18 protein-coding genes are annotated in these 21859 nt (G+C 43.1%); 3 read left to right on the forward strand and 15 right to left on the reverse strand.

The window, feature by feature from the left end; translation table 11 throughout:
- Nucleotides 1-82: 82 nt before the first annotated feature.
- Both HG547_RS09080 and HG547_RS09085 read right to left on the reverse strand, forming a co-directional pair.
- On the reverse strand, nucleotides 83-547 hold the full coding sequence (locus tag HG547_RS09080; protein ID WP_069455028.1) for a hypothetical protein: 465 nt from the start codon (nucleotides 545-547) through the stop codon (nucleotides 83-85).
- Entirely contained in the window at nucleotides 547-1716 is a 1170-nt protein-coding gene (locus HG547_RS09085) for a PepSY-associated TM helix domain-containing protein (protein ID WP_169547666.1), read from the reverse strand. The genes HG547_RS09080 and HG547_RS09085 overlap by 1 nt, the downstream gene beginning before the upstream one ends.
- Nucleotides 1717-2192: 476 nt before the next feature.
- Here HG547_RS09085 and HG547_RS09090 point away from each other — a divergent pair, with 476 nt between their 5' ends.
- Entirely contained in the window at nucleotides 2193-3119 is a 927-nt protein-coding gene (locus tag HG547_RS09090) for a hypothetical protein (protein WP_169547667.1), read from the forward strand.
- 10 nt (nucleotides 3120-3129) lie between these two features.
- Here HG547_RS09090 and HG547_RS09095 read toward each other — a convergent pair whose 3' ends face one another.
- From HG547_RS09095 to HG547_RS09115, 5 genes are all read right to left on the reverse strand, one after another.
- Complete coding sequence (locus tag HG547_RS09095) at nucleotides 3130-3912, reverse strand: CLCA_X family protein (RefSeq protein WP_169547668.1); 783 nt, start codon at nucleotides 3910-3912, stop codon at nucleotides 3130-3132.
- 87 nt (nucleotides 3913-3999) lie between these two features.
- Nucleotides 4000-5934, reverse strand: a complete 1935-nt coding sequence (locus HG547_RS09100; protein ID WP_169547669.1) for an ATP-binding protein — start codon at nucleotides 5932-5934, stop codon at nucleotides 4000-4002.
- The gene (locus HG547_RS09105) at nucleotides 5924-6232 is read right to left on the reverse strand and encodes a hypothetical protein (RefSeq protein ID WP_055648259.1); all 309 of its coding nucleotides are present in this window, start codon (nucleotides 6230-6232) and stop codon (nucleotides 5924-5926) included. The genes HG547_RS09100 and HG547_RS09105 overlap by 11 nt, the downstream gene beginning before the upstream one ends.
- Nucleotides 6225-7430 carry an EAL domain-containing response regulator gene (locus HG547_RS09110; protein ID WP_140906683.1) on the reverse strand — a complete coding sequence of 402 codons (1206 nt, stop codon included), beginning with the start codon at nucleotides 7428-7430 and terminating at the stop codon, nucleotides 6225-6227. Before HG547_RS09110 ends, HG547_RS09105 begins: the two co-directional genes overlap by 8 nt.
- The gene (locus HG547_RS09115) at nucleotides 7427-8395 is read right to left on the reverse strand and encodes a helix-turn-helix domain-containing protein (RefSeq protein ID WP_169547670.1); all 969 of its coding nucleotides are present in this window, start codon (nucleotides 8393-8395) and stop codon (nucleotides 7427-7429) included. Before HG547_RS09115 ends, HG547_RS09110 begins: the two co-directional genes overlap by 4 nt.
- Nucleotides 8396-9404: 1009 nt before the next feature.
- Here HG547_RS09115 and HG547_RS09120 point away from each other — a divergent pair.
- Entirely contained in the window at nucleotides 9405-10997 is a 1593-nt protein-coding gene (locus tag HG547_RS09120; protein ID WP_047537566.1) for an ABC-F family ATPase, read from the forward strand.
- A gap of 143 nt (nucleotides 10998-11140) precedes the next feature.
- Here HG547_RS09120 and HG547_RS09125 read toward each other — a convergent pair whose 3' ends face one another.
- A complete protein-coding gene (locus HG547_RS09125) occupies nucleotides 11141-11590 on the reverse strand; it encodes an SRPBCC family protein (protein WP_169547671.1) in 450 nt (149 codons plus the stop codon).
- A 97-nt stretch (nucleotides 11591-11687) separates the two neighbouring features.
- Complete coding sequence (locus tag HG547_RS09130; protein WP_169547672.1) at nucleotides 11688-12713, reverse strand: nuclease-related domain-containing protein; 1026 nt, start codon at nucleotides 12711-12713, stop codon at nucleotides 11688-11690.
- A 359-nt stretch (nucleotides 12714-13072) separates the two neighbouring features.
- On the opposite strand from HG547_RS09130, the gene HG547_RS09135 reads away from it, so the two are divergent.
- Nucleotides 13073-14704 carry a diguanylate cyclase gene (locus tag HG547_RS09135; protein ID WP_169547673.1) on the forward strand — a complete coding sequence of 544 codons (1632 nt, stop codon included), beginning with the start codon at nucleotides 13073-13075 and terminating at the stop codon, nucleotides 14702-14704.
- Between the two features lie 30 nt (nucleotides 14705-14734).
- On the opposite strand, the gene HG547_RS09140 is transcribed toward HG547_RS09135, so the two are convergent.
- The 6 genes from HG547_RS09140 to HG547_RS09165 are packed head-to-tail and all read right to left on the reverse strand — an operon-like array spanning nucleotide 14735 to nucleotide 21852.
- Nucleotides 14735-15787 carry a chemotaxis response regulator protein-glutamate methylesterase gene (locus HG547_RS09140; RefSeq protein WP_037418021.1) on the reverse strand — a complete coding sequence of 351 codons (1053 nt, stop codon included), beginning with the start codon at nucleotides 15785-15787 and terminating at the stop codon, nucleotides 14735-14737.
- A gap of 3 nt (nucleotides 15788-15790) precedes the next feature.
- Nucleotides 15791-16411 (reverse strand): chemoreceptor glutamine deamidase CheD, encoded by a 621-nt coding sequence (cheD, locus tag HG547_RS09145; protein WP_169547674.1) that lies wholly within the window; start codon nucleotides 16409-16411, stop codon nucleotides 15791-15793.
- Complete coding sequence (locus tag HG547_RS09150; RefSeq protein ID WP_169547675.1) at nucleotides 16392-17243, reverse strand: CheR family methyltransferase; 852 nt, start codon at nucleotides 17241-17243, stop codon at nucleotides 16392-16394. Before HG547_RS09150 ends, cheD begins: the two co-directional genes overlap by 20 nt.
- The gene (locus HG547_RS09155) at nucleotides 17244-19214 is read right to left on the reverse strand and encodes a methyl-accepting chemotaxis protein (RefSeq protein WP_169547676.1); all 1971 of its coding nucleotides are present in this window, start codon (nucleotides 19212-19214) and stop codon (nucleotides 17244-17246) included. It lies immediately after the preceding gene.
- Nucleotides 19215-19219: 5 nt separating this feature from the next.
- Nucleotides 19220-19732, reverse strand: a complete 513-nt coding sequence (locus HG547_RS09160) for a chemotaxis protein CheW (RefSeq protein ID WP_037418008.1) — start codon at nucleotides 19730-19732, stop codon at nucleotides 19220-19222.
- Between the two features lie 14 nt (nucleotides 19733-19746).
- Nucleotides 19747-21852 (reverse strand): chemotaxis protein CheA, encoded by a 2106-nt coding sequence (locus HG547_RS09165; RefSeq protein ID WP_169547677.1) that lies wholly within the window; start codon nucleotides 21850-21852, stop codon nucleotides 19747-19749.
- Nucleotides 21853-21859: the final 7 nt, after the last annotated feature.

Consider the following 21859-nt stretch of genomic DNA (forward strand, 5'->3'; position numbering starts at 1 on the left):
GTAAAACCTACCCGATAAAAATAACACTCAGGCACAGTTTGCACCTGAGGGCTAGTTTACTGCAAACAATTTGCTAGCGGTATTACTGAACTAACACCGCCTCGGGCACGGGCCATTGGCTAACCAACCATTCGCCCTGCCAATTTTGAATCGACACCCACAAGCTGTCCGTTGCCGCTAACTTAGCGCCCGTAATCGCATGCACATGCTGGCCATGTTTGCTGCCATGTAACACCCCATTTTCACCTTTTTGTAACGCTTCTAATGGCAGAGCAACTGGGCCGATATTGGCATAAGCTTGACGAATATGGGCCACATCTCCCTGCTCAAAGATCAACATAAAATCTTTAACGTAATCACCATGGTGTTTATAGGGCGACTTTAAATCTAACGGCATAGGCGCAATCTTAAACTCCCCCAGTTGCTGACTCGGCCAAGCGGGTGGAAAACTCGGGCTAAGCGACTGATAGAGAAACACTAAGGGTAAAATTAAAATCAAGCCACTGAGCTTGTATTTATGCTTTAACCAAAATACCGATTTTGCCATTAGCGAGCCTCCCCAATCATCTCAGCGGCCAAATCTGTGGTTTCGGCCTGTTTAAAGGCGCGAACATGGCGCAATCCCCACATCATAAAACCAGTGATTGACATCCCAGAAAGCACCAAACCAAAAAAGAACCAAATAAACTTAGTCCAAATCCCTCCTAAGGTGCCGTAATGCAGCGGATCAGCAATATGCATTAAGGTTTGCATACCTGTCATGGTTTCTGGCGAGCTGACACTGGCGATTTCGCCGGTCCATGGATTAATGCTCAGATTATAGGAATATTGATCATAAAAAATATGATCGCCGCTGCCGCTTAAATGATACATATCCCGTTGATGCTCAGGCAGCATCACATAACTTGGTTGAAAATCGGGGAAGCGCTGTTTGGCTAAACTTAAAGCCTCGGTAAAAGAGACATTGGCGCTTGGCACTTTTGAATCGCCAGCCTGTACTAGCGGCACTTGCTCGGCAGCAATCAATGGTGCATGGGGCTCGATATCAATATCCGCATGCCAGAAGATGGCTTGGACTAAATACCAAAGCCCGGTGAGGCTCATTATCGCGATAAACCAAATCGACCAAACGCCCGATAACTTATGCAGATCCGACAACAAGGTCTTCTTTCCTTGCGTTAGACGTAATTTAGGTGCAAAAAAGCTGCGCCAAAAGCGTTTGTACACAATGAGCCCTGTCACTAATGAGGCAAGCATCAAGAGCGCCATAGAGCACACTAGGTAATACCCCAAGCTATAACCGCCTTGCCACGGAAACAACAGCCAACCATGTAATGAACGCATAAAGCCGATAAAAGTGATGCCTTCGTTGATCTGCTGGATCTCACCCGTATATTGATTCACATAGGCGATGGCATAAGGCTTATCGGCATCGGTAAAAGTAATGGCATTGACTATATAAGGCTCAAAGGTCATCGCTCCCATGACTTGTGCATTTGGATAGGCCTTTTCCACCACCAGCATTAATTCATCAACGGGTTTAGCGGGTAGCTCATTCGGATTGGTCGCACGGGCTGCGGGGTTAGTCAGCCAAGTCAGTTCATGACTAAGTACGGCAACCGTGCCCGTTAAGCAGATGAAACTGAATAAAATCCAGATGGGCAATGATACCCAGCCGTGTAACATAAACCAGAAGCGATTACTTATTTTCACCATGGGGAGTTGTTCCTACCTCTTTTAAAATCCTGTCAGTGTAAAGTTAATGCGAATTATTATCAATACGACATATGGGTAATCTACTATATTTACAAGATGAGTCACACATTTGAGGACGACCAGCCTCTGGATATTCAACTCAAGCAGCGCTCAGGATGGATGAAGTGAGATAGGTTTAAATGAAAATGTTTATAGCATGCTGCTGATTACCGCCGATTAAAATCGACATATATTCCTTAGCCTGTCGAAGGCGCGTCTAGATGAAACTCTGGAGCAATTGGTATAGGTTTCTTGCTGAGATACCTGTGTTTATGATGATTAGTGAGTAAGTAATACTGATAAACAAAACAGTGTAACGTACTGTTATTATAAAATTTTATTAATTATTTTACCGATAGCTTGTAGGCAATAATTCTTTAGTCAGCACAGAAGATCCAGTACACTAGCCCTCTTTGCTTTAGAGAGTCCTTGCGAGTATGCCCTATTCACACCCCTTAGCCGATGCGCCTCAGCCACATACGCATATGCACCGTCAATTGGCTAAGCCGCAACCTAGGATTTCCCTCAAAGCACTTGCCGAGCAACTCAAGCTTGAGCAAGCCACCATCATTGGCAATGCGTCAGGGGAATGGCAACCTGCCGCGAAAGGTCTCACCTTTATTTTTAATGGTACGCAATGTCCGCAGCATTTCACGCCCCATGGTCATGTGGTTACGATTGCCAATGGTGGCTTTGCCGAATCGCAATATGCTTTTGAAGTACAAGGTCATCCCCAAGGTGTGCAACTGGCGAAAGCATTAACCCAAGTCGCCACCGATCTCACTGCAACTCTCGGTTGCTGGCCATCATCTGGCTTAACGGCGATCGTTCTTATGATGACCTTGGCACAACAACTACAAGTTCAGCGCATGTCGCTACTGCCCAGCTTACGGCGCAGTGTTGAACTGCCCGAGACAGTCCATCTCCCCTGCATGGTTCATAACTGGTTAGGGGAAAGAAGAATCGCTAAAGCCCTACTCTGTGATCGCTTAGACTGGGCTGAATTTACGCTGAAACCTTGGGAGCAAACAACGGAGGCAACACACCAAGTAAACTTTATCTGTGAAAGTGAAGATCCCTTTCTCAAACTGGATTTATTGAGACAATATCTTCTCATTGAGTGTGTAAATGAGGATACCAAGCAAGGAGTTCGGCAGCATTTAGCCGAGTTAGCACATACGCCAAGCGCTATTTGGTTGCAGTGTGCGGATAAAGCTAAACTCATCGCATGTGAGTCGCTGTTTTTTAATCATCAGCCCGAAACACAGCTCAGCCCTTGGTATTTAATGGATTACCACGCCTCACAATGGCTCGATGCCATTCGCCACCAACTTGCCTACTGCCAGCAGCAACTCGCCGATTAACACTGATCGCTTATCCTACTTTCCCTAACGCTATGCCTAATGGCTCAAAGTAGGCTATCAAGGCATTAAAGATACGTTGTCTATGTGATTCGTCGGGATAAGCTCCTTCCTTTGCCTGCGCAGAGTAACGTGTGCCAGACACCAAATACGGATTTTGGATCCCTTGATAGGATTCGATACACGCTTCAAAGGCCCGAGCCATCATTTCGGTGGGTTTAGCAAAATACTGCGCACCATAACGCTTATCTAATGCTATTGCACGGCGTACATAATCGCTCGGCGCTAGATTGTCCTCAGAGAGTAATGTCACTCGAAAAATTTCTGCTAAACGATGATTTAACGGATGATCAATGAGCGGCAGATCCGCAAGCCAGAGATCACTGGCGCACTTAAAACGTCCCGTGGTTCGCGAAAACGCCTTAGGCGCCACATAATGGTCAAACGCATGCCAAAACTCATGGGCCAAGGCCCCAGCGCCGGCATTTTTTGCTAATGCCAGCTCTCTAGCCGCGGGAGCATAATGGGCCAGCACACCCTTTTGCCCGCCATGACCAAAGGCAAGACTTAAGGTTTGCCTTAGCCCTAAGGTTAAGGGCGGTAAATGCAGGATAAAGGCAAGGTCTGCCAGCGAATCAAACACTAAATTAGCGGCAATTAAGGATTCTTCCCGCGTAACCCAACGCCCTACGCGCACATGGCTAAAGCCAAAGGTTTGTTTCACGTCGAGAAAAGTCATTTGCTCCCCAAAGCGATAATCGGGGCCATGACGGTGGTATTGCTGATGGATTAGCACAATCCGTTAGAATCGTCGATTAAGTAATGTATAAAGGCCATTCTATGTGAAAGCCGAATGCATTTATAGTGTTAACCAGTAGCTATCCTATACTGGCGTAATTGCCGCTAATTTGCTCAAAAATACTTCTAAACTAAAGGGCTTTTGGATAAAGACCACGTCGGGAAATCGCCCAAGTGCTGGGATCTCATCACTATTATTGGCTGAAAGCAGAAAATACTGGCATTCCCAAGTACTATCATCCATCTCAATGATAAGCTTGCGCATTTGTTGAATTAACACTAATCCGTCAGTCTCTTTTAACCGATAATCGACAATCACCAATGGTGGCCGCAGCGTTTTAAATAGCCTTAACGCCGATTCAGCCTGATCTGTACAGTGGATTTGGGCAAAATGGGACTCGAGCGCTCCACGGCAAATCTCAAGATTAAACAGATTATCGTCCACTAATAGTAATGGTTGCTGGGTATAACGGTGTATTGGCTCCTGCTTCTGGTGATAAAACTGACACGGAAAGTGCATTAATACCGTGGTTCCTCGTCCTTGCTGACTGCGTATCCGTAATTTACCGCCAATCTGCTCCAATAATCGCTTACAGGTATAAAGCCCAAGTCCTATTCCCGAAATACCATAGGAGCTAGACAGTGATTGATAAATAAAGGGACTATCTAACGCCCGCTTTGCCTGCATAGGCATACCTTCACCAAAATCACGGATCAACACCCTCAACATAAGCGAAGCTGAAGCTTGATTAAATGAAGGATGCAAATCCATATAACAGTGTACCTGCTCACCAGTACTGTATTTAAAAGCATTATTAATAATATTGGTGACAAGTTGGAATAGCTTAGTGCCATCAAGCTTAAGCAAGTCAGGTAACCTATCACTGACCGACACAGTGAGGGTTTTACCCGAAGTAGTATTGAAAGCTTGATAGTATTCTTGAATGCGACCAACATATTCTCTAAGGTTAATCGCATGCTGATCTAATGTGAGTTTTCCAACTTCAGCCTTACTGTAATTTAATGTGTTTTCAGCAACCGAATAAAGCAAATTTGCTGACCAGATCATTTTATCGACAATATGGCTTAGCTCCTGTCTTGATGTGCCCTGCTGTGCTGGCTCGGATGGTATTGAAAGAGTTTTCTTGAGCATCCGGCTATAACCAAGCAACGCATTTATTGGCGTGCGGATCTCATGATTAATACTGGCCATTACCGCTAATTTCGAACGATTTTCACATTCAATGCGCTCAATAAGCTGTTGATGTTTCGCTTTAAAAAACCATAGTAGCGAAAATGCTAGCCCAAGAAGCGCAATCGATAGGATTATAACGAAAAGCTCAATCACTTCCGCTCGAGGTACCTGATAATAAACCTGTAAATTGAAACGGGTCTGATATTCGTTCAATGTAATAAATTGACGATCTGAATAGGCAAATAAGCGCCAAATCCCCGTTGCAGCAGGTATATCACAGAAAGCGCTTCGTAAAATTGAATGCTCGAACTGATACGTAATGCATACATCTTGCTCTTGATCGATACGCGTCAAAATCCTTTTTTGGGAAATGGCATAAATCAAATAAGGCATCTGAGGTTCATCAATCTTAACGGTCAAAAGGGTATAATTGATTAGTCTGGCGTGTAAACTTCCGTTGTCCATCATACTTAATGTTAATGGTTTAAGTTCTGGCAAGATAGATGGATCAGAAATATACGCCAGTTCGAGTTCAGGGGTTAATGTGAAGGCAACGGCAGATTTGATCTTCAGCAAATCCTTAGCAAATACTTCAAATTCTTTTGTGGTCACCGCAGCGGAAGCATTAAAAAACGATCGCAATGCATCTAACATAATACGGTGTTGTAAAAACATATCTTGGGATGATGAAAATACTGCCTGAGCTTTTTTTTGATAAACCGCTTTAAATTCATTAATTGAATGGGCAAGCGTTAAGCAAATAATAATCAGCGTAATAAATAACCCGGTAAGCAAGTACATGCTTGAAGTATATTTACTCCCCATTATCTTGCTCCTTTACGGCATTTAACAAAAATTGGATCTGGGTGTTAAAAGCCGATACCGAAGCCAAATTTGAAACACACAACGTCTCATCCAAGGCGAGATAACTCGTCATCCCCAAAAACTCATGCCTAAGGTCAGAAAAACATTCTTCAGCGTTGAGTGACATAAGTTGCAGACTCATGCGTTCAAGCTCTATGAGTAAAGCTCGCCTTAACACTTGTTGCTGCGGCTGTTGATATTGCGCCAAAAAGACTGACAGCGCTTGCTTCACTTGGTGTTCAAGGCCATGATTATTCATGTATTAAACACTCACTTTGATAATGGCCTATCCAGTTAATAAGGTAACGACCTTCAATGGGTGGACTATACAAATATCCCTGTGCCACATCACAACCTAAGGCTGTCAAAATAGCGGCAATAGCGGCAGTTTCTACGCCTTCGGCAACCACTTTTACGTGCATCTTTTGCGCTAGGGCAATGGTCGACTCAACAATTAAATAATGTTGATGATTGATATCCATATCGGAGACAAAACTTTTATCAATTTTTATTTCTTTAAAAGGAATAGCATCAAGACGATCATAGGTCGAATAGCTTTTACCAAAATCATCCAGTGAAATATCAATATTATTAATAATGAGCCGGGCAATCGAATTAAGAACTCGATCTTGATTAATGATTTCCTGTGATTCAGTCAACTCTAAAATTAAGTGAATCCCCGTATGAGCACGACTAGACTCGATAATGTATTCAATTAATTCCTCACAGGTGAGATCATCTGCCGTAATATTGATTGATAATGAAAATGGGGTGAGTAGCGGCTGGCGTAGCCAACACTGCAACGCCTGAGAAATCACCATCCGCGAAAAAATACTGTTTAATCCCTGTTGATTGATTAAAGGCAAAAATACGTCGGGATAAATATAACCATGGTGGCGATCACATAAACGAGACAACACCTCAAAACCAGTAATTTCTTGGGTTTTTAAATTAATCTTTGGTTGGTAACAAAGGATCAACTGTTCATCCTTAAGTAACTGTTGAACGTTGATATTTGCATGTCGGTGACCTCGATGACGATGCGTAGTTGACTCAGGCACATCTTCGGTGTCGGTCGTAAGCAATGGCATTAAAATATCACTGGCATTGACAGGCTTTGCAAACACACCCAATAGGTTTAACCTGAGTGTATGAATAATACAGTCTACCAATTCAAGAGTTCGTTTATCGGAAGAACTGATCACGGCAATCGGAATCGACATCCACCGAGGCTCTGTCGCCAACATATTGATGACAGCAATACCATCGCCCTGCTCCATCTTCAAATCGATAATGATGAGATCGAGTGATACATTTAACCCCATAATTAAATCAATCCCTTGATTGCCATTACTGGCTTCATAAATATTAATTTCATTTTCGGCTAAACATTTATTGATATCCGCTTTGAGCGTTTCTCGGATAAATTTTTGATCATCAATAATGAGTATATTCATATATTGGTCTCTAGCTGCATAAAGAAAATAGGATCGATTGTCTGAGACTTAGCCGAAGGAATAACCGATAATTTCAGCAAATTTCGATTAGCCATTACTTCGGTTCTACTGGCGAAAAAGGAATAATTCTTTATAGTTCTATGATTGTTTTCTAAGGTTCTAATTTTAAAAATAGGTAACTTGAATTGGGAAAGCTTCCTTTTTAAGGATTCATCACAGATGCTGAAACTTAAGTACTTTATCGAACGACATAAAGCCATTTCATTCAGGTAGACAGACATCATATAGTTTTCAATATGAGGTGTGACACCAAAAGAAGAAAACACCATTAAGGTATCAGGGCTAGACTGACTGTTATGGCTAATGACCTCAAACAAATCCACTTCATCATTCATAAACTCGAGCGCGACCTTAGCGTGCGTGCGGCAAAACAAACAATGCCCAACAATCTGCTCACCAAAACTAAATGCAACAACGAGCGATAATCCCAAAAAAAAGGGTTGCGATAATTGGAAATTATTCAAACAAAGTCGGGGGTTACTCTCATACACCAGGCTCAACTGTAGTAAGGTCAAAAAGTTATCATGATGGTTATCAATAAATTCGACACGATAAGGTTTATTACGATAATAAGGATGTTCGCTACGTTCGACACTCGAATCAAATAAATTAATCGAGGCGAGTCCTTCACTAACAAAACTTTTATCCTGCCGATAAATATCAAATAATTCTGAACCAAAAATTTCTACAATTTCTGCCTGTTTTGCTAGCGATGGAATATTGACTCCTCGCTCCCAACGGCTAATCGTAATCGCATCTAAAGCATCAAATAAACAACTTTTTTCCCTGAGTAAACAACATAAATCCTCCTGTGAAAGTTGATTTTCAGTGCGTGTGTGTTTTAAGAAATTGGAGAATGTCTGTGCACTTGTTTTGCTTTGATAGGAGATAGGTGTACAAATCATAGCGTGTTCCATCAGTCTTTTTTATTTTCTCAAGCAGCTCCATATATGTCTCAAGGTCAACATCATCTATTGGTTCTGGATACCTTAGGGTATAGATAATCCAGATACGTTGCTGTTCTTCCACAAAATAGAGACCAGTGATTTTCTCTTCTTGCATCACTTATACCTTTATAGATTTAGCCATATAACCATAATTTTGCTACGGTAATAGCAGTATAAGTGCCATCTTTTAAATAAGACCATGGCACTATTACAGTGTGTCATGGGAAAAAGTGTCTAGTGATCCATGCGGTAATATCTATTCGAACAAGCTGTATTACTGGCGATACAAGAAGATACAAAGAGATACAGAAATCAAACATAGAATTGCAATGTTTTATTACCATTCAGTTAAATATCGGCCTCGAAGAAAATAAAGGCGCAATCGCTAACACCAGTATTTCGATAAGCAGACAACAGCGGCAACTCATGCCAACTAACGAGACTAATTATTGAATCAAGGGGGCATGACAGTGAGGAGGGCACTGAAACCCTGAGCGGTTTTTTATTCTAAAATTTGCATAAACAAAAGGCTAATCTCGGGAATTTCGCTAAAGGATATGCACATTGGTGAATAGTAATTCAAAATAACCTGTGCGCTTGGTGAGCAAAACCCGCTTTAGGAGGCAAACGAGGCGAACCCATAGTGGAAATAAGCATTAATTAACCACTCCAAGGTTTAAATGGGTACAGCTAATCACGGGCATCACTCAAGGATAAAGGCGCTTACGTAGATGCTCTTCCCGCGCGGAGCCAAGAGACACAGCGTGTTTATTAAACGGGCTTCATCGGCAAGTTTATTATCTTTAAGGATTTGTTTGTAACTCGCATATTGTGCGTGAAATCGCTATACTGCGCGGCCAAATTATCTTGGCCAAGACTTTACATAAGCATGATTGTTGCAACGGCGTTTGTCAGCAACGCAGCCGGTTTAAGCCTTTTATTAAGACGTAACTCCTAGGACATCCCCTTGATCTCTACCGCAAATATCACCATGCAATTCGGCCCTGAGCCATTATTTGAAAATATCTCGGCAAAATTTGGCAACGGCAACCGTTATGGTTTGATTGGCGCTAACGGCTGCGGCAAATCGACTTTTATGAAGATCTTAAGTGGCGCCCTCGCCCCGACATCAGGCAACGTGTCCATCACCCCAGGCCTAAAAGTCGGCACCCTAAGCCAAGATCAATTCGCCTTTGAGCAATACACGGTTATCGATGCGGTGATCATGGGTGATACCCAACTGTGGAAAATCAAGCAAGAGCGTGACGCCATTTACGCCAAGCCAGATATGAGCGAAGAAGATGGCATGCGCGTGGGTGACTTGGAGAGTGAGTTTGCCGAGATGGACGGTTACAGCGCCGAGAGCCGCGCGGGCGAAATCCTCATTGAAGCCGGTATCGAAGAGTCTTTCCACTACGGTCCTATGTCTCAGGTTGCGCCTGGTTGGAAACTGCGGGTGTTATTAGCCCAAGCGCTGTTTGCTAACCCTGATATCTTGCTACTCGACGAACCGACCAACAACTTAGATATTCATACCATTAGTTGGCTTGAAACTGAGTTGAATAAACGCAAATGTACCATGATCATCATCTCCCACGATAGGCATTTCCTTAATGCAGTGTGTACCCATATGGCGGATATCGATTACGGCGAACTGCGTATTTATCCCGGCAACTATGACTACTTTTTAGCGCAATCGGCATTGTTGCGTGAACAACTCTTAGCTGGCAACGCCAAAAAGAGCGCCGAGATTGAAGAATTACAGGACTTTGTTAACCGCTTTGGTGCCAACGCTTCTAAGGCAAAACAAGCCAGCTCGCGCGCCAAACGCATGGACAAAATTAAACTGGATGAAGTGAAATCCTCCAGCCGAATTACCCCATCGATTCGTTTCGCTGCTGGCAAGAAAATGCATCGTCAAGCCTTAGTGCTGGAAAATCTTGGCCATGGTTTTGATGGCGAAAACTTATTCGAAGGCGGTGATTTAATTCTCGAAGCTGGCGCAAAACTGGCAATTATTGGCGAGAACGGTGTGGGTAAAACCACCCTATTACGCTGTTTAGTCAATGAATTAATCCATAATGAAGGCACGATTAAGTGGTCCGAAAATGCCGCTATCGGCTATTGCCCACAGGATAGTACCAGCGATTTCGATAATGACTTGACTATCATTGAATGGATGGACCAATGGCGCCAACCCAAACATAACGATTTGATGGTACGCGCCATGTTAGGTCGTTTGCTGTTTACCGAAGATGATGCCAATAAAAAGGCTAAAAACTGCTCCGGCGGAGAGAAAAACCGTTTAATTTTCGGTAAGTTAATGATGCAAGATATCAACGTCATCATTATGGACGAACCGACTAACCATATGGATATGGAAGCAATTGAAGCGCTCAATAATGCCCTCAAAGATTTTGAAGGCACGCTGATTTTTGTCAGCCATGACCGCGAATTTGTTTCTTCGTTAGCGACTCGCATTATTGATATTCGTGATAGAAAATTGGTGAACTTTCAAGGGACGTTTGATGAGTATCTGGCAAACCTTGCCAGTGCGTAGCCCTGCGGGTACTAGGTGATAAGCCTTTTTAAAGGCTTTATCCTTTGCCAATAAAATTGCCCAATAAAAAAGACGCTTCACTCTACTCGAGATAAGCGTCTTTTTTATATCACACTTTTTATATCACCCAGTGACTGACGACCTCATTCCATCTTCGCTTCCACCAAAGCCGCAAGTTGCAGTAGTGACTCTTGCCAGCCTAAATAACACATCTCCTCAGGAATAATCTCAGGGATCCCCTCCTGTACTATCTGTAAGCGGGTACCACAGGCTACCTCGGCAAGTTCAATTGTCACCTGCATCACCCCGGGTAGATTAGTATCATCAAATTGGTCGCTATGGCGGATAAGTTTATTAGGGATTAGCTCGGTATAAGTCACCTTAAAAGAATGACTGTACCCGGTCGCAAATTGGGTAAAACTCATGGAATACCCTGCACCGACAGCCAATTCAAACTCATGAATTGTCCCGACAAAGCCATAAGGTGGTAACCAACGTTCTAACGCCGCTTTATCGGTAAATGCTTTGTAGACTAACGCCGCTGGTGCACGCAACACCCGATGTAATCTCACTGTACCTGTGTTATCCGACATATCCCTATCCTTCCAATTGTTTATGGGTTAATGGTGTTCTTAAAGATAGCGCAATAATCCATTCATTATCACCTTAGCGAGAATACTAACTGTAATATCAACTTGAGATGGTTGGTTCAACGCGATGATGCTTAAACTGCTTTAAGTGCAATGACTTAGCATCAGAGTTCGACTGCTGCTTGGCGATATCGAGCCGTTCTGCAGCGCGAGAAAATTCTAGATGTGTGTTTTGAGAAGTTTCACTCGTTTGTACTTTATATTGAGCGATAAAACTCAAAAGTCCCGACTCATTTACCACATTTTTAGGCAATGGGGTTTTAAAGCTCACCTCATCACTAAAAACGACTACAGAATGGAGCCCCTCGACTAACCCTAAGCAATGGGCAACCGCTAAACAATGTTTATAATTTTGATGGAGCGGATTTTTAAAGCGAGTTTGTTTAGTAAAAATTTTCTGCGTCCACTGCGCTTGCTTCTCTCCCCCAAATATCCAGCCAGAGTAATTTTTAACTTCAAGAACAAAAACACCAAAATGTGTCAATAAGACTAAATCAACCTCTGTCAAAGAGGGCGTGCCTTCACTCAACTCATCCATGGGTAAAATTAGATTACGATAAAGTCGGTAGTCCTCATCTTTTAGTCCTTGCTTGAGTAAGTTGGCGACTCGCTTTTCACCCTGTAGGCCTAACCTTTCGGCTCGGTATCGTCTTAGCGATGGACGAAATAACCATATGGCTACAGTCAACACAATCATAAACACTGGGATACTCACAAGAATAGATAGCGCCTCGAGTATTGAGGAAATAGGTGAGATCTCGCTTGGAGTGGACGTATGTTTAGGTGTTATCTCGGTAGGGATCACATTGGATTTCTGCTCCGGCGTATCATGGCGAGCAGTGAATTGCGTTTTAGGCTGGTTAGTTAGGGATTTTATGCCATTGGCTACGGGTTGCTGACAATGCTCATCGAATCTTGCTTTGAGCTCCTGATAACGCGGCGTGGTTGGATGCCAATCTTGCATCTCACTTTGGATAAGGATACAGATGGCTTCAGAATCTTGTTTCTCTAATGCTTTTAGCGAGAATGGATAAATACCAACGACACTGGCCGTTACAGCCAACAATATACAAAACTTGGCGTTGTGCCTGATATTCTTTACGCATCCCATCACGTTGAAATCACTCCTGTTACCATTGCTAACGCTTATAAATTAATTGATCTTACTTATTATTTTCTAATTTCATAGGTTATTTCCACTAAGCCGCTATCAAAGTATCACTTCAGCTAAAAATAGGTAGCTTTAAGGTTTAAATGTTATTAACACTGTATTTCTGCCGCATTTTTTCTCTCTTGGTTTACACTCATAAGGTACCCAACAAAACACAACTAAATGAATTGGGTTAATTAATCCTTAAGGGGTATTGCATACGCAGCACCGGTGCACCAGTTTATTCTGTAAATCCTTATCATGGTGATGGTTTTATGAGTCTTGAAGAATCCTTAGAACAACTCAAACGTCAGTACTTACATGCTTTGCCTGATAAAAAGAAACAAATCATTACGTTATGGATATCACTACGGAAAAACTGGCAAGGACATATGCTGTCAGCCGTTTATCGCGAAGTGCATAATTTAAAAGGTTCCTGTGAAACCTTTGGCTTAATCGAGACCAAAGATGTTGTCGATAAGCTTGAGCTTCAATTGAAACATCTTCTCGACACCCCAGCACCAACGCTAAATGTGATCAAAGGCCTAGATATGCTTTTTCACCAGTTACTGCAAAATAATCAGCATTGTCAGCCTGCGGCACCCGTGGTTGAGGCGCAAATGCAACAAAGCCCCTATAAACCCTCAAAGTCTCGCCATGAATACTGTATTGCCATCATCGAAGATGACAGTAATGTGGGCTTAATGATCACAAAACAACTACACGAGTTTGGTTTTAATGTGCAACATTTCTTAAATTTTACCGACTTTCTCAAGGTGCAATACTCAAGTCCATTCGATTTAATTTTATTAGATCTTATCTTGCCCGATTATACCGAAGAGGCACTATTCGAAGCCGCCACCGAATTTGAGAAAAATAATACTCGGGTATTTGTATTATCTTCTCGTGGCGATTTTGATATGCGTTTATTAGCGATTCGTGCCAATGTCAGCGAGTATTTTGTTAAACCGGCCGAAACAACATTGTTGGTTCGTAAAATTCATCAATGGCTCAAAATGTCCGATAAGCCTCCCCTTAAAGTGCTGTTAGTGGATGATCAGCAATCGATGGTGGATTATTTTTCGAGCTTGTTACGTAGCCATGGGTTAATGGTTAGAGGCATGACCAAACCCGAGCACGTCATGCCAACCCTGGAGCAATTTGAACCGGATTTATTTATCTTTGATCTCTATATGCCGGAGGTAAATGGCTTAGAACTGGCAAGAATGATCCGTCAGCTCGATAAATATACTTCAAGCCCTATTTTAGTGTTGAGCTCAGATGACACCATGCAAAATAAAGTCAGCATTATTCAGGCGGGATCCGATGATCTTATCTCTAAACAAACGGCCCCCAGCCTCTTTGTTACCCAAGTGATTTCCCGCGCGCAACGTGGCCATGATATACGCAGTTCTGCCAGCCGTGACAGTTTAACGGGCTTATTGAATCATACTCAAATCCTTGTTGCGGCTCGTCATAGTTTCAGCTTAGCCAAACGAGCAAACTCTTGCGTATGTATCGCGATGCTGGATCTAGATCACTTTAAGCAAGTGAATGATACTTATGGCCATTCAGGTGGTGATAAGGTTCTATTAGCTTTTTCGCACCTGTTACAACAGTCCCTACGCCCTGCGGATTTTATGGGGCGTTATGGCGGCGAGGAGTTTATGCTGGTCATACCTGACATGCCCGCACCGCTGGCGATTGCCAAAATTAATGCCATTCGCGAAAGCTTTAGCCATATTGTGTTTGTTGAAGAAGGCGCCGAATTTAAAGTCACATTGAGTGGTGGTTTGGCATTTTCAACCGAATGTCATCAGTTTCAAGAGTGTTTATTATTAGCGGATAAAAACTTGTATGAAGCCAAACGAAGCGGACGAAATTGTATTATCAATACCTTAGTTTAATGTATTGCCTAAGGTAAAAATCAGTATGACCTAGTCTCGTTTTAATGATGCCAAATACTGGAGCAGTTTATCCCCTAATTGAGGCAATTCTACTATATGATGAATCGCACCGCGTTTGATCGCCTCTTTAGGCATACCAAATACCACACAACTCTGCTCTCCTTGTGCAAAGGTTTTGCCACCTTGCTTATCTATCGCTTCCATCCCATCGGCCCCATCTTTACCCATACCAGTTAGGATCACAGCTGTCGCATTCGCGCCTGCATATTGAGCCACTGAATGGAATAACACGTCCACCGATGGTCTATGCCCACTGACTTTGTCACCTTGGCTAAGCTTTGCTTTAAAACTCCCACCAACTTTGATGATTTCTAAGTGCTGATCCCCTGGTGCAATGTAGGCATAACAAGGTAATAACCGCTCCCCTTCCTCAGCTTGCTTTACATTAAGGCGAGTGAGTTTGTTTAGTCGTTCTGCAAAAGTACGGGTAAATCCAGCAGGCATATGTTGCGTAATCACAATTGGCGGCATAACCGCAGGAAATTGTTGTAAAAGATGCAAAATAGCCTCAGTCCCGCCAGTGGAAGCTCCAATAGCCACTAACTGGGTATTAACAGTACGTTGATTTAAGGCTGGTTTTAAACTGGGTTTCAGCGTTATGGTCGGCGCAGGCAGGCTTTGCAACTTTGCCTTTGCCGCAGATTTAATTTTTTCGAGGATTAAATCCTGATATTCATTAAATCCCTGAGGTGAATCCAGCTTAGGCTTAGGAATAAAATCCACAGCTCCCAGAGCTAGTGCATTGAATGTCGCATCTGCGCCCTCTTCGGTTAAGGCAGAAATCATCACGACAGCTGTAGGTCTTGCCTTCATTAATCGATCTAAAAAAGTGAGTCCATCAACCTTTGGCATTTCAATATCTAAGGTAATCACATCTGGCCGAAATTGATTCACCATATCCTTGGCCATATAGGCATCGACTGCCATGCCAACGAGACACAACTCAGGATCGGACTCGACCATCCTGCCCAACAGACTGCGGATTAAGGCTGAATCGTCTACCACTAATACCTTTATTGCCATCTGCTATTCACCAAAGAGTTCCACATCCCCACCACTCGGAAGATTTTTAATCCGTAAGCGGTATTCACTTTCCCTCTCCATAATAGTGCTATTATGCATCGTCTTGATTTTTCTAACTTTAACTAATCCTGTTTCCGGGAAGAAGTACACTTTACGCGGGTAAATATCGAGTAAGTCCGCAGCGATGACGGGGATTTGCTCTATCTGCAAGTAATCCAACACAAATTCAGCATTACGCTCGCCAATATTGTGTAATGTTAATCCTGATAGCATGTTGCCACCACCAAACACCTTCGCTTCAATGAACTGCCGTCTTGCACCTAATTTCAATAAATCATTGATCAGCAACTCCATCGCATAGACACCATAACGCGCTGATTCAGCTAAAATACCATTTCCATGATTATTGCAACTGGGCAATAAAAAGTGATTCATGCCACCAATTTTCCGTTCGAGGTCATATAAGCAAACGGCAATACACGACCCTAATACAGTCACAATTAATTTACCCTCCCGAGTGGCATAATATTCACCCGGCATAATTTTCACGGCTTCACAATCAAACAAGTGATCAAAATACCGATTTGGCCCTAGGGCAGGATATTCAATATTCGGTCTTAGCACTCGTTTTTCCCTTTACGGCCTGATAAGTAGTTTGTCCTACAGGGGTGAGGATCTGTGGAAACATATTGAAATTTTCAGAATGTCCCGCGATATATAATCCCTCTTCCGTTAGTGACAGCACCATATGTTTTAAAATGGCTTCTTGAGTTGCTTTATCGAAATAAATCATTACATTTCGGCAAAAAATAATATCGACGGGGGTTTTAATCGACCAAAAAGAATCGACTAAGTTGATTCGAGTAAACTGCAACATTTGCTTTAATTCCGGGATCACACGGACTTGACCGAGTTTCGCCCCTTTACCCCGCTGAAAAAATAACGTTTTACGCTCATCGCTCACCGTCTCAATACGCTCTATCGGATAAATCCCCGTCTGCGCTTTTTTTAAGACGGCACTGTCAATATCTGACGCTATTATCTCAATCGGTGTATTAAATCGACCAAAATGCTCAGCGACAACCATAGCTATTGAATAAGGTTCTTCACCCGTGCTACTTGCAGCACACCAGATCCGTTTTGTGTGTGGATGAGTCTGTAAATAGCGTTTTAACACCTCAAAATGATGCGGCTCACGAAAGAACGCGGTTTGATTAGTCGTGAGTGCATTAATAAATTCCTGGTGTTCGCATTCATTCGCTTGTAAATACTCTAAATAAGCCGTAAATCCCGATAATTTGAGTGCCCTAATTCGCCTCACTAATCGGCTATACACCATAGCGTCTTTACTGTCGGCTAATTTTATACCAGCGAACTGATACAGCAGGGTCTTCACCGCCTTGAAGTGAGCCAATGTAAACACATATTCCTTACCTAGCGGTCTGAGATCACTCAATCAAAAGTCTTCCCATTCATCTTGATCGACTTTATTTAACCTAGGCTTAGGCGTCATTGCTTTAGGTTTCGTGGACACTCGTGCTAATGAGGGGGTTTTAGTCGCTATTTTTTTAAGCTCAGAGGTGCGGCCAATTGCGCTTGTTTCCTCATCGACTTTGAAATTTGCCACACTATCAGCAAGTTGCTGCGCCTGAGATTGCATACTTTCAGCTGCCGCAGCGGCTTCTTCGACTAACGCCGCATTTTGCTGCGTCATTTCATCCATTTGCACAACGGCTTTGCCTATTTCACCGATACCAATCGCTTGCTCATTAGAGGCGGAGGCTATTTCCGCCATAATGTCGTTCACTCGTTTGATTGCAATGACAATTTCCTTCATGGTATCGCCGGATTTTCCGACGAGGCTATTGCCGCTCTCAATTTTACTGACCGAGTCAGAGATTAATGCCTTAATGTCTTTCGCTGCATTTGCAGAACGTTGAGCCAAGCTTCGCACTTCTGAGGCCACGACCGCAAACCCCCGCCCCTGCTCACCGGCTCTGGCTGCCTCGACCGCAGCATTGAGCGCCAATATATTGGTTTGAAAGGCAATACCATCGATCACGCCAATAATATCGGCAATTTTGCGCGCGGATTCGTTGATTGACGCCATGGTTTGCACGACTTGCTGGATAAGCTCTCCCCCATCTTCAGCCACATCGGCAGCTTTTGAAGCTAACGCATTGGCTTGGCTGGCATTATCAGCATTTAATTTTACAGTTCCCGTTAACTCTTCCATGCTGGCGGAAGTTTCTTCGAGACTCGAGGCTTGCTCCTCTGTTCGACTGGACAGATCGGCATTGCCTTGAGCGATTTCAGTAGATGCGGTATTGATGGTATCAGCTGCTTTTTGAATATCTCTTATCATGTAAGAGAGCTTTTCAGCGGTTTGGTTTGAATAGTTTTTTAAATCATTAAAGGTGCCTTCATACTCGTTATAAATCCTCGTGGTCAAATCCCCTTCAGCCATGGCCATTAGCACACGAGCAACATCTTGTAATCCTCTATCAGAGGTTTCAATCAAAGCATTGAGGCTATTCGCTAACATTAAGAAAAAACCCTGCTTACTTTGACTATCAACACGTTGGGTAAAGTCTCCCGCAGCGGCTGCCCCAACGATCCGAGCAATTTCTTGTTCAACTAGTACTTCTTCAGTACGGTCGAGCCACTCAACAACTGTGCCTAACCGTTCACCTGACTTTGCAATAATCGGGCTTGCCGTTAGACGGAAATGACAACTCGCCACTTTGATCTGCGACTCATATTTACGATCGAGCTTGTCAAGCAGACTCGCTTGATGCGCCGGATTACGGTGGAAGATATCCATAGAACTACCGATGATCTTATCCACGGCGAAATGGGGTAAAACCTGGCGAATTTCACTTTCAGAGCGGCGTAACATGGCTTCAACTGAACGGTTCATATAAATAATGGTTCGATTGGCATCGGCGATCATCACATTGGTGCTTGTGTTATTGAGCGCTTCTAATATGCGTTGGGTTGCCCGTTCAGCTTCAATACTTTCAGTGCGGTCAATCCACTCAACACCAGTCCCTAAATGCTTATTATCACGGGAAATAATAGGTGTCAGTATCAATTTAAAGGTACGCTTACCAATGCTGATTTGTGCCGTATGTGGTTGTGTTAATCTTTCTAGCATATTGCGCTGATGAGCGGGATTAACATGGAAGATATCGATATTACTGCCAACGATCTTGGCAACGGAAAACTGGGGTAACTGTTTACGGATATCAGCCTCAGCCTCTGACAGCATATTCAGTACGGCTTTATTGGCGTAAATGATATTGCGCTCACTATCGGCAATCATGAAATTATTACCACTGTTATCGAGCAATTGGAAATAACGTTGGCGCTCTTCATCTCGACGTTGGCGCTCTTCGGTATTACCGAAAATATCTAAGATACCCATAGTGTTTACTCCTGCTCAGAAAGACTGTTTGTATCCATTAGCCCCAACTCATCACTGCTGATAAGAGCTTGAATATTGACCAAAATAATCATTTTTTCTTCAACGGTTGCGAGACCTTTGAGATAGCGACTATCAAAGGCAGCGCCAAATTGCGGGGCGGGTAAAATGGCTTCACTCGCCAGTTTAATGACATCTGAAACAGCATCGACCACGATGCCGACAATTCGGTCACAAACATTGAGCATAATCACTATCGTGAACTCATCATAAGTAGCTGTTCCGACATTAAATTTCATTCGTAAATCGACAATCGGTACGATATCACCACGCAGGTTAAGCACTCCTTTAATAAAACTGGGCGCATTGGCAATTTTTGTGACAGGCTCGTAACCTCTTATTTCTTTTACCGACATAATGTCCAATGCATAGTGTTCTTCACCCAGCACAAAACTTAAAAACTCTACTTCATCATGGGCACTAAATTCCGGTTTAGGGCCGAGCAATGTGCGACTTTCCATTAGCATGTCCTCAGTTAATGCTTAATATGCTGGGCCAGTGATTCCACATCGAGAATTAAAGCGACACTACCATCTCCCATAATGGTGGCTCCAGACACGCCTGGGATCCGACGATAATGTTTTTCAAGACTTTTAATCACAACCTGCTGCTGACCAACCAATGCATCAACAAACAATCCAAAACGTTTATTGTTGCTTTCAAGGAGCACCACAATGCCCTCTTCGGGACGCTTGGCAAACGGATCGATTTCCATCAATTGATGCAGGTTTAATAGGGGTAAATATTCTTCCCTGACTCGGATTAAACGCTCGTGAGCAAAGGACGTTAGCTGCTCATTATGGGGTTGTATTGATTCGATAATATGGACAAGCGGTAAAATATAGATTTGATTCCCCACACTCACACTCATCCCATCAACAATGGCTAAGGTCAGTGGCAATTGAATTTCAAAGGTAGCCCCATGACCCGCCACGGAATCGATATCGATTCGTCCGCCTAGTGCTTCAATATTTCGACGAACAACATCCATCCCGACACCACGGCCAGAAACATCAGTAATTTCCTTGGAGGTCGAAAATCCGGCGGTAAAAATCAGTTGCCAAATCAGTTTATCCGGCATGTTATCCGCAACTGGCATATTATTTTCTCGGGCTTTTTGTAAGATCCTCTCGCGATGTAATCCAGCACCATCATCGTGCACAGCAATGACAATACAGCCCCCCCGCTGACTTGCTTTAAGCGATAATTGGGCCGTTTCAGCTTTACCCAACGCACGCCTGACTTCTGGTTTTTCAATACCATGGTCTAAACTATTGCGTACTAGATGCGTGAGCGGATCGACCAGCTTTTCAATCATGCCCTTATCGATTTCCGTGTTGCCACCTTCGATCACGAGATTGACATTTTTGCCGAGTTGTTCTGATAAATCCCTGACTAATCGATGAAACCGGTTGAATACAAAGGAAACTGGCAACATTCGGACCGACATCACAGCCTCTTGCATCTCCCGCGTATTTCGCTCAAGTTCGACCAATGCAGTCTTAAGCCTTTCACCCAATTCACCCGACAGCTCATTACCAATGAGGGTCAACATTGACTGGGTAATAACCAATTCACCCGCAAGATTGACTAGGGTATCGATTTTGGAGGTTTCGACTCTTAATGTGGCATCTTGAGTGGTCGTGTTGACTTTTTTAGTCGCAACAGTTGTTTGTGGTGATGTGACCGCAGAAGCCACATGCTGATTTGATGCATTTGAAGTAACCAAATCTGTGGGTTCTGTTTTTTCGGTTTGCGTGACTTTGCCTGTATAACGAGGCACTTTAGCACCGGAATGATGACTAATAGGCTCTGCAATTGGCTCAATGATGGGATGTGCTGGATTAGTTTTAATCTGCACTAAAGCATCAATTTCACTGTCAATGCTTTCAGCTGTTAAGGACTCAAAGAAACCAAAACCTAAGTCATCGTCAGGCGCTGTATTAAGTTGCTGACTATTTGGGACCGTTTTGTTTAAATCATCAATACTAATTTCTTTCGCAATATACGCTTCATCAAAAAAACCAAAATCTTGATTTTCAATGGCTAAGGTTAATTTGACATCATCTTCAAAAAAACCAAAGCCAAGATCATTCTCGTCACAGGCCTTGGGTAAAACCGTTGCTGTGTGTGGCACTGCTGTTTGAATTGGCGAAGTGAACGTTTCGTTAGAATGGGTAATCGAAAAAGGCTCACCATTTAATGCTGCAATTAATTGATTTTTAGCAAATTCAACCTGTTGCCAATCAATTGGTGAATCTTCACGATACAAGCTAAGAATGTGGGATAGCGTGTCAACCGTCTTCAAAAGTAAATCAATGACCCCGGAAGATAACTCAAATGTACCCTTTCTCACTTTATCGAGTAGGTTTTCCATTACGTGAGTGACACTGGTGAGCGCCGTAAAGCCAAAAATACCACTGCCCCCCTTAATGGAGTGCGCCGCTCGAAAAATAGTATTTAACTCCTCGGGTTCTGGCGACTGAAGATCGAGGGCAATAAGCAGTTGCTCCATGCTTTCAAGATGCTCATGGCTTTCTTCAAAAAAGACTTGATGAAACTCAGCCATATTAATGGACATATTGCCC

The organism is Shewanella sp. DNRA4 (assembly GCF_012843185.1).
In the GTDB taxonomy this organism is placed as follows: Bacteria; Pseudomonadota; Gammaproteobacteria; order Enterobacterales; family Shewanellaceae; genus Shewanella; species Shewanella xiamenensis.

Coding starts and splice junctions, on each gene's coding strand:
- HG547_RS09080 (WP_069455028.1), bottom strand. CDS start 547: ATGGCAAAATCGGTATTTTGGTTAAAGCATAAATACAAGCTCAGTGGC.
- HG547_RS09085 (WP_169547666.1), bottom strand. CDS start 1,716: ATGGTGAAAATAAGTAATCGCTTCTGGTTTATGTTACACGGCTGGGTA.
- HG547_RS09090 (WP_169547667.1), top strand. CDS start 2,193: ATGCCCTATTCACACCCCTTAGCCGATGCGCCTCAGCCACATACGCAT.
- HG547_RS09100 (WP_169547669.1), bottom strand. CDS start 5,934: ATGGGGAGTAAATATACTTCAAGCATGTACTTGCTTACCGGGTTATTT.
- HG547_RS09105 (WP_055648259.1), bottom strand. CDS start 6,232: ATGAATAATCATGGCCTTGAACACCAAGTGAAGCAAGCGCTGTCAGTC.
- HG547_RS09110 (WP_140906683.1), bottom strand. CDS start 7,430: ATGAATATACTCATTATTGATGATCAAAAATTTATCCGAGAAACGCTC.
- HG547_RS09115 (WP_169547670.1), bottom strand. CDS start 8,395: ATGATTTGTACACCTATCTCCTATCAAAGCAAAACAAGTGCACAGACA.
- HG547_RS09125 (WP_169547671.1), bottom strand. CDS start 11,590: ATGTCGGATAACACAGGTACAGTGAGATTACATCGGGTGTTGCGTGCA.
- HG547_RS09135 (WP_169547673.1), top strand. CDS start 13,073: ATGAGTCTTGAAGAATCCTTAGAACAACTCAAACGTCAGTACTTACAT.
- HG547_RS09140 (WP_037418021.1), bottom strand. CDS start 15,787: ATGGCAATAAAGGTATTAGTGGTAGACGATTCAGCCTTAATCCGCAGT.
- HG547_RS09155 (WP_169547676.1), bottom strand. CDS start 19,214: ATGGGTATCTTAGATATTTTCGGTAATACCGAAGAGCGCCAACGTCGA.
- HG547_RS09160 (WP_037418008.1), bottom strand. CDS start 19,732: ATGGAAAGTCGCACATTGCTCGGCCCTAAACCGGAATTTAGTGCCCAT.
- HG547_RS09165 (WP_169547677.1), bottom strand. CDS start 21,852: ATGTCCATTAATATGGCTGAGTTTCATCAAGTCTTTTTTGAAGAAAGC.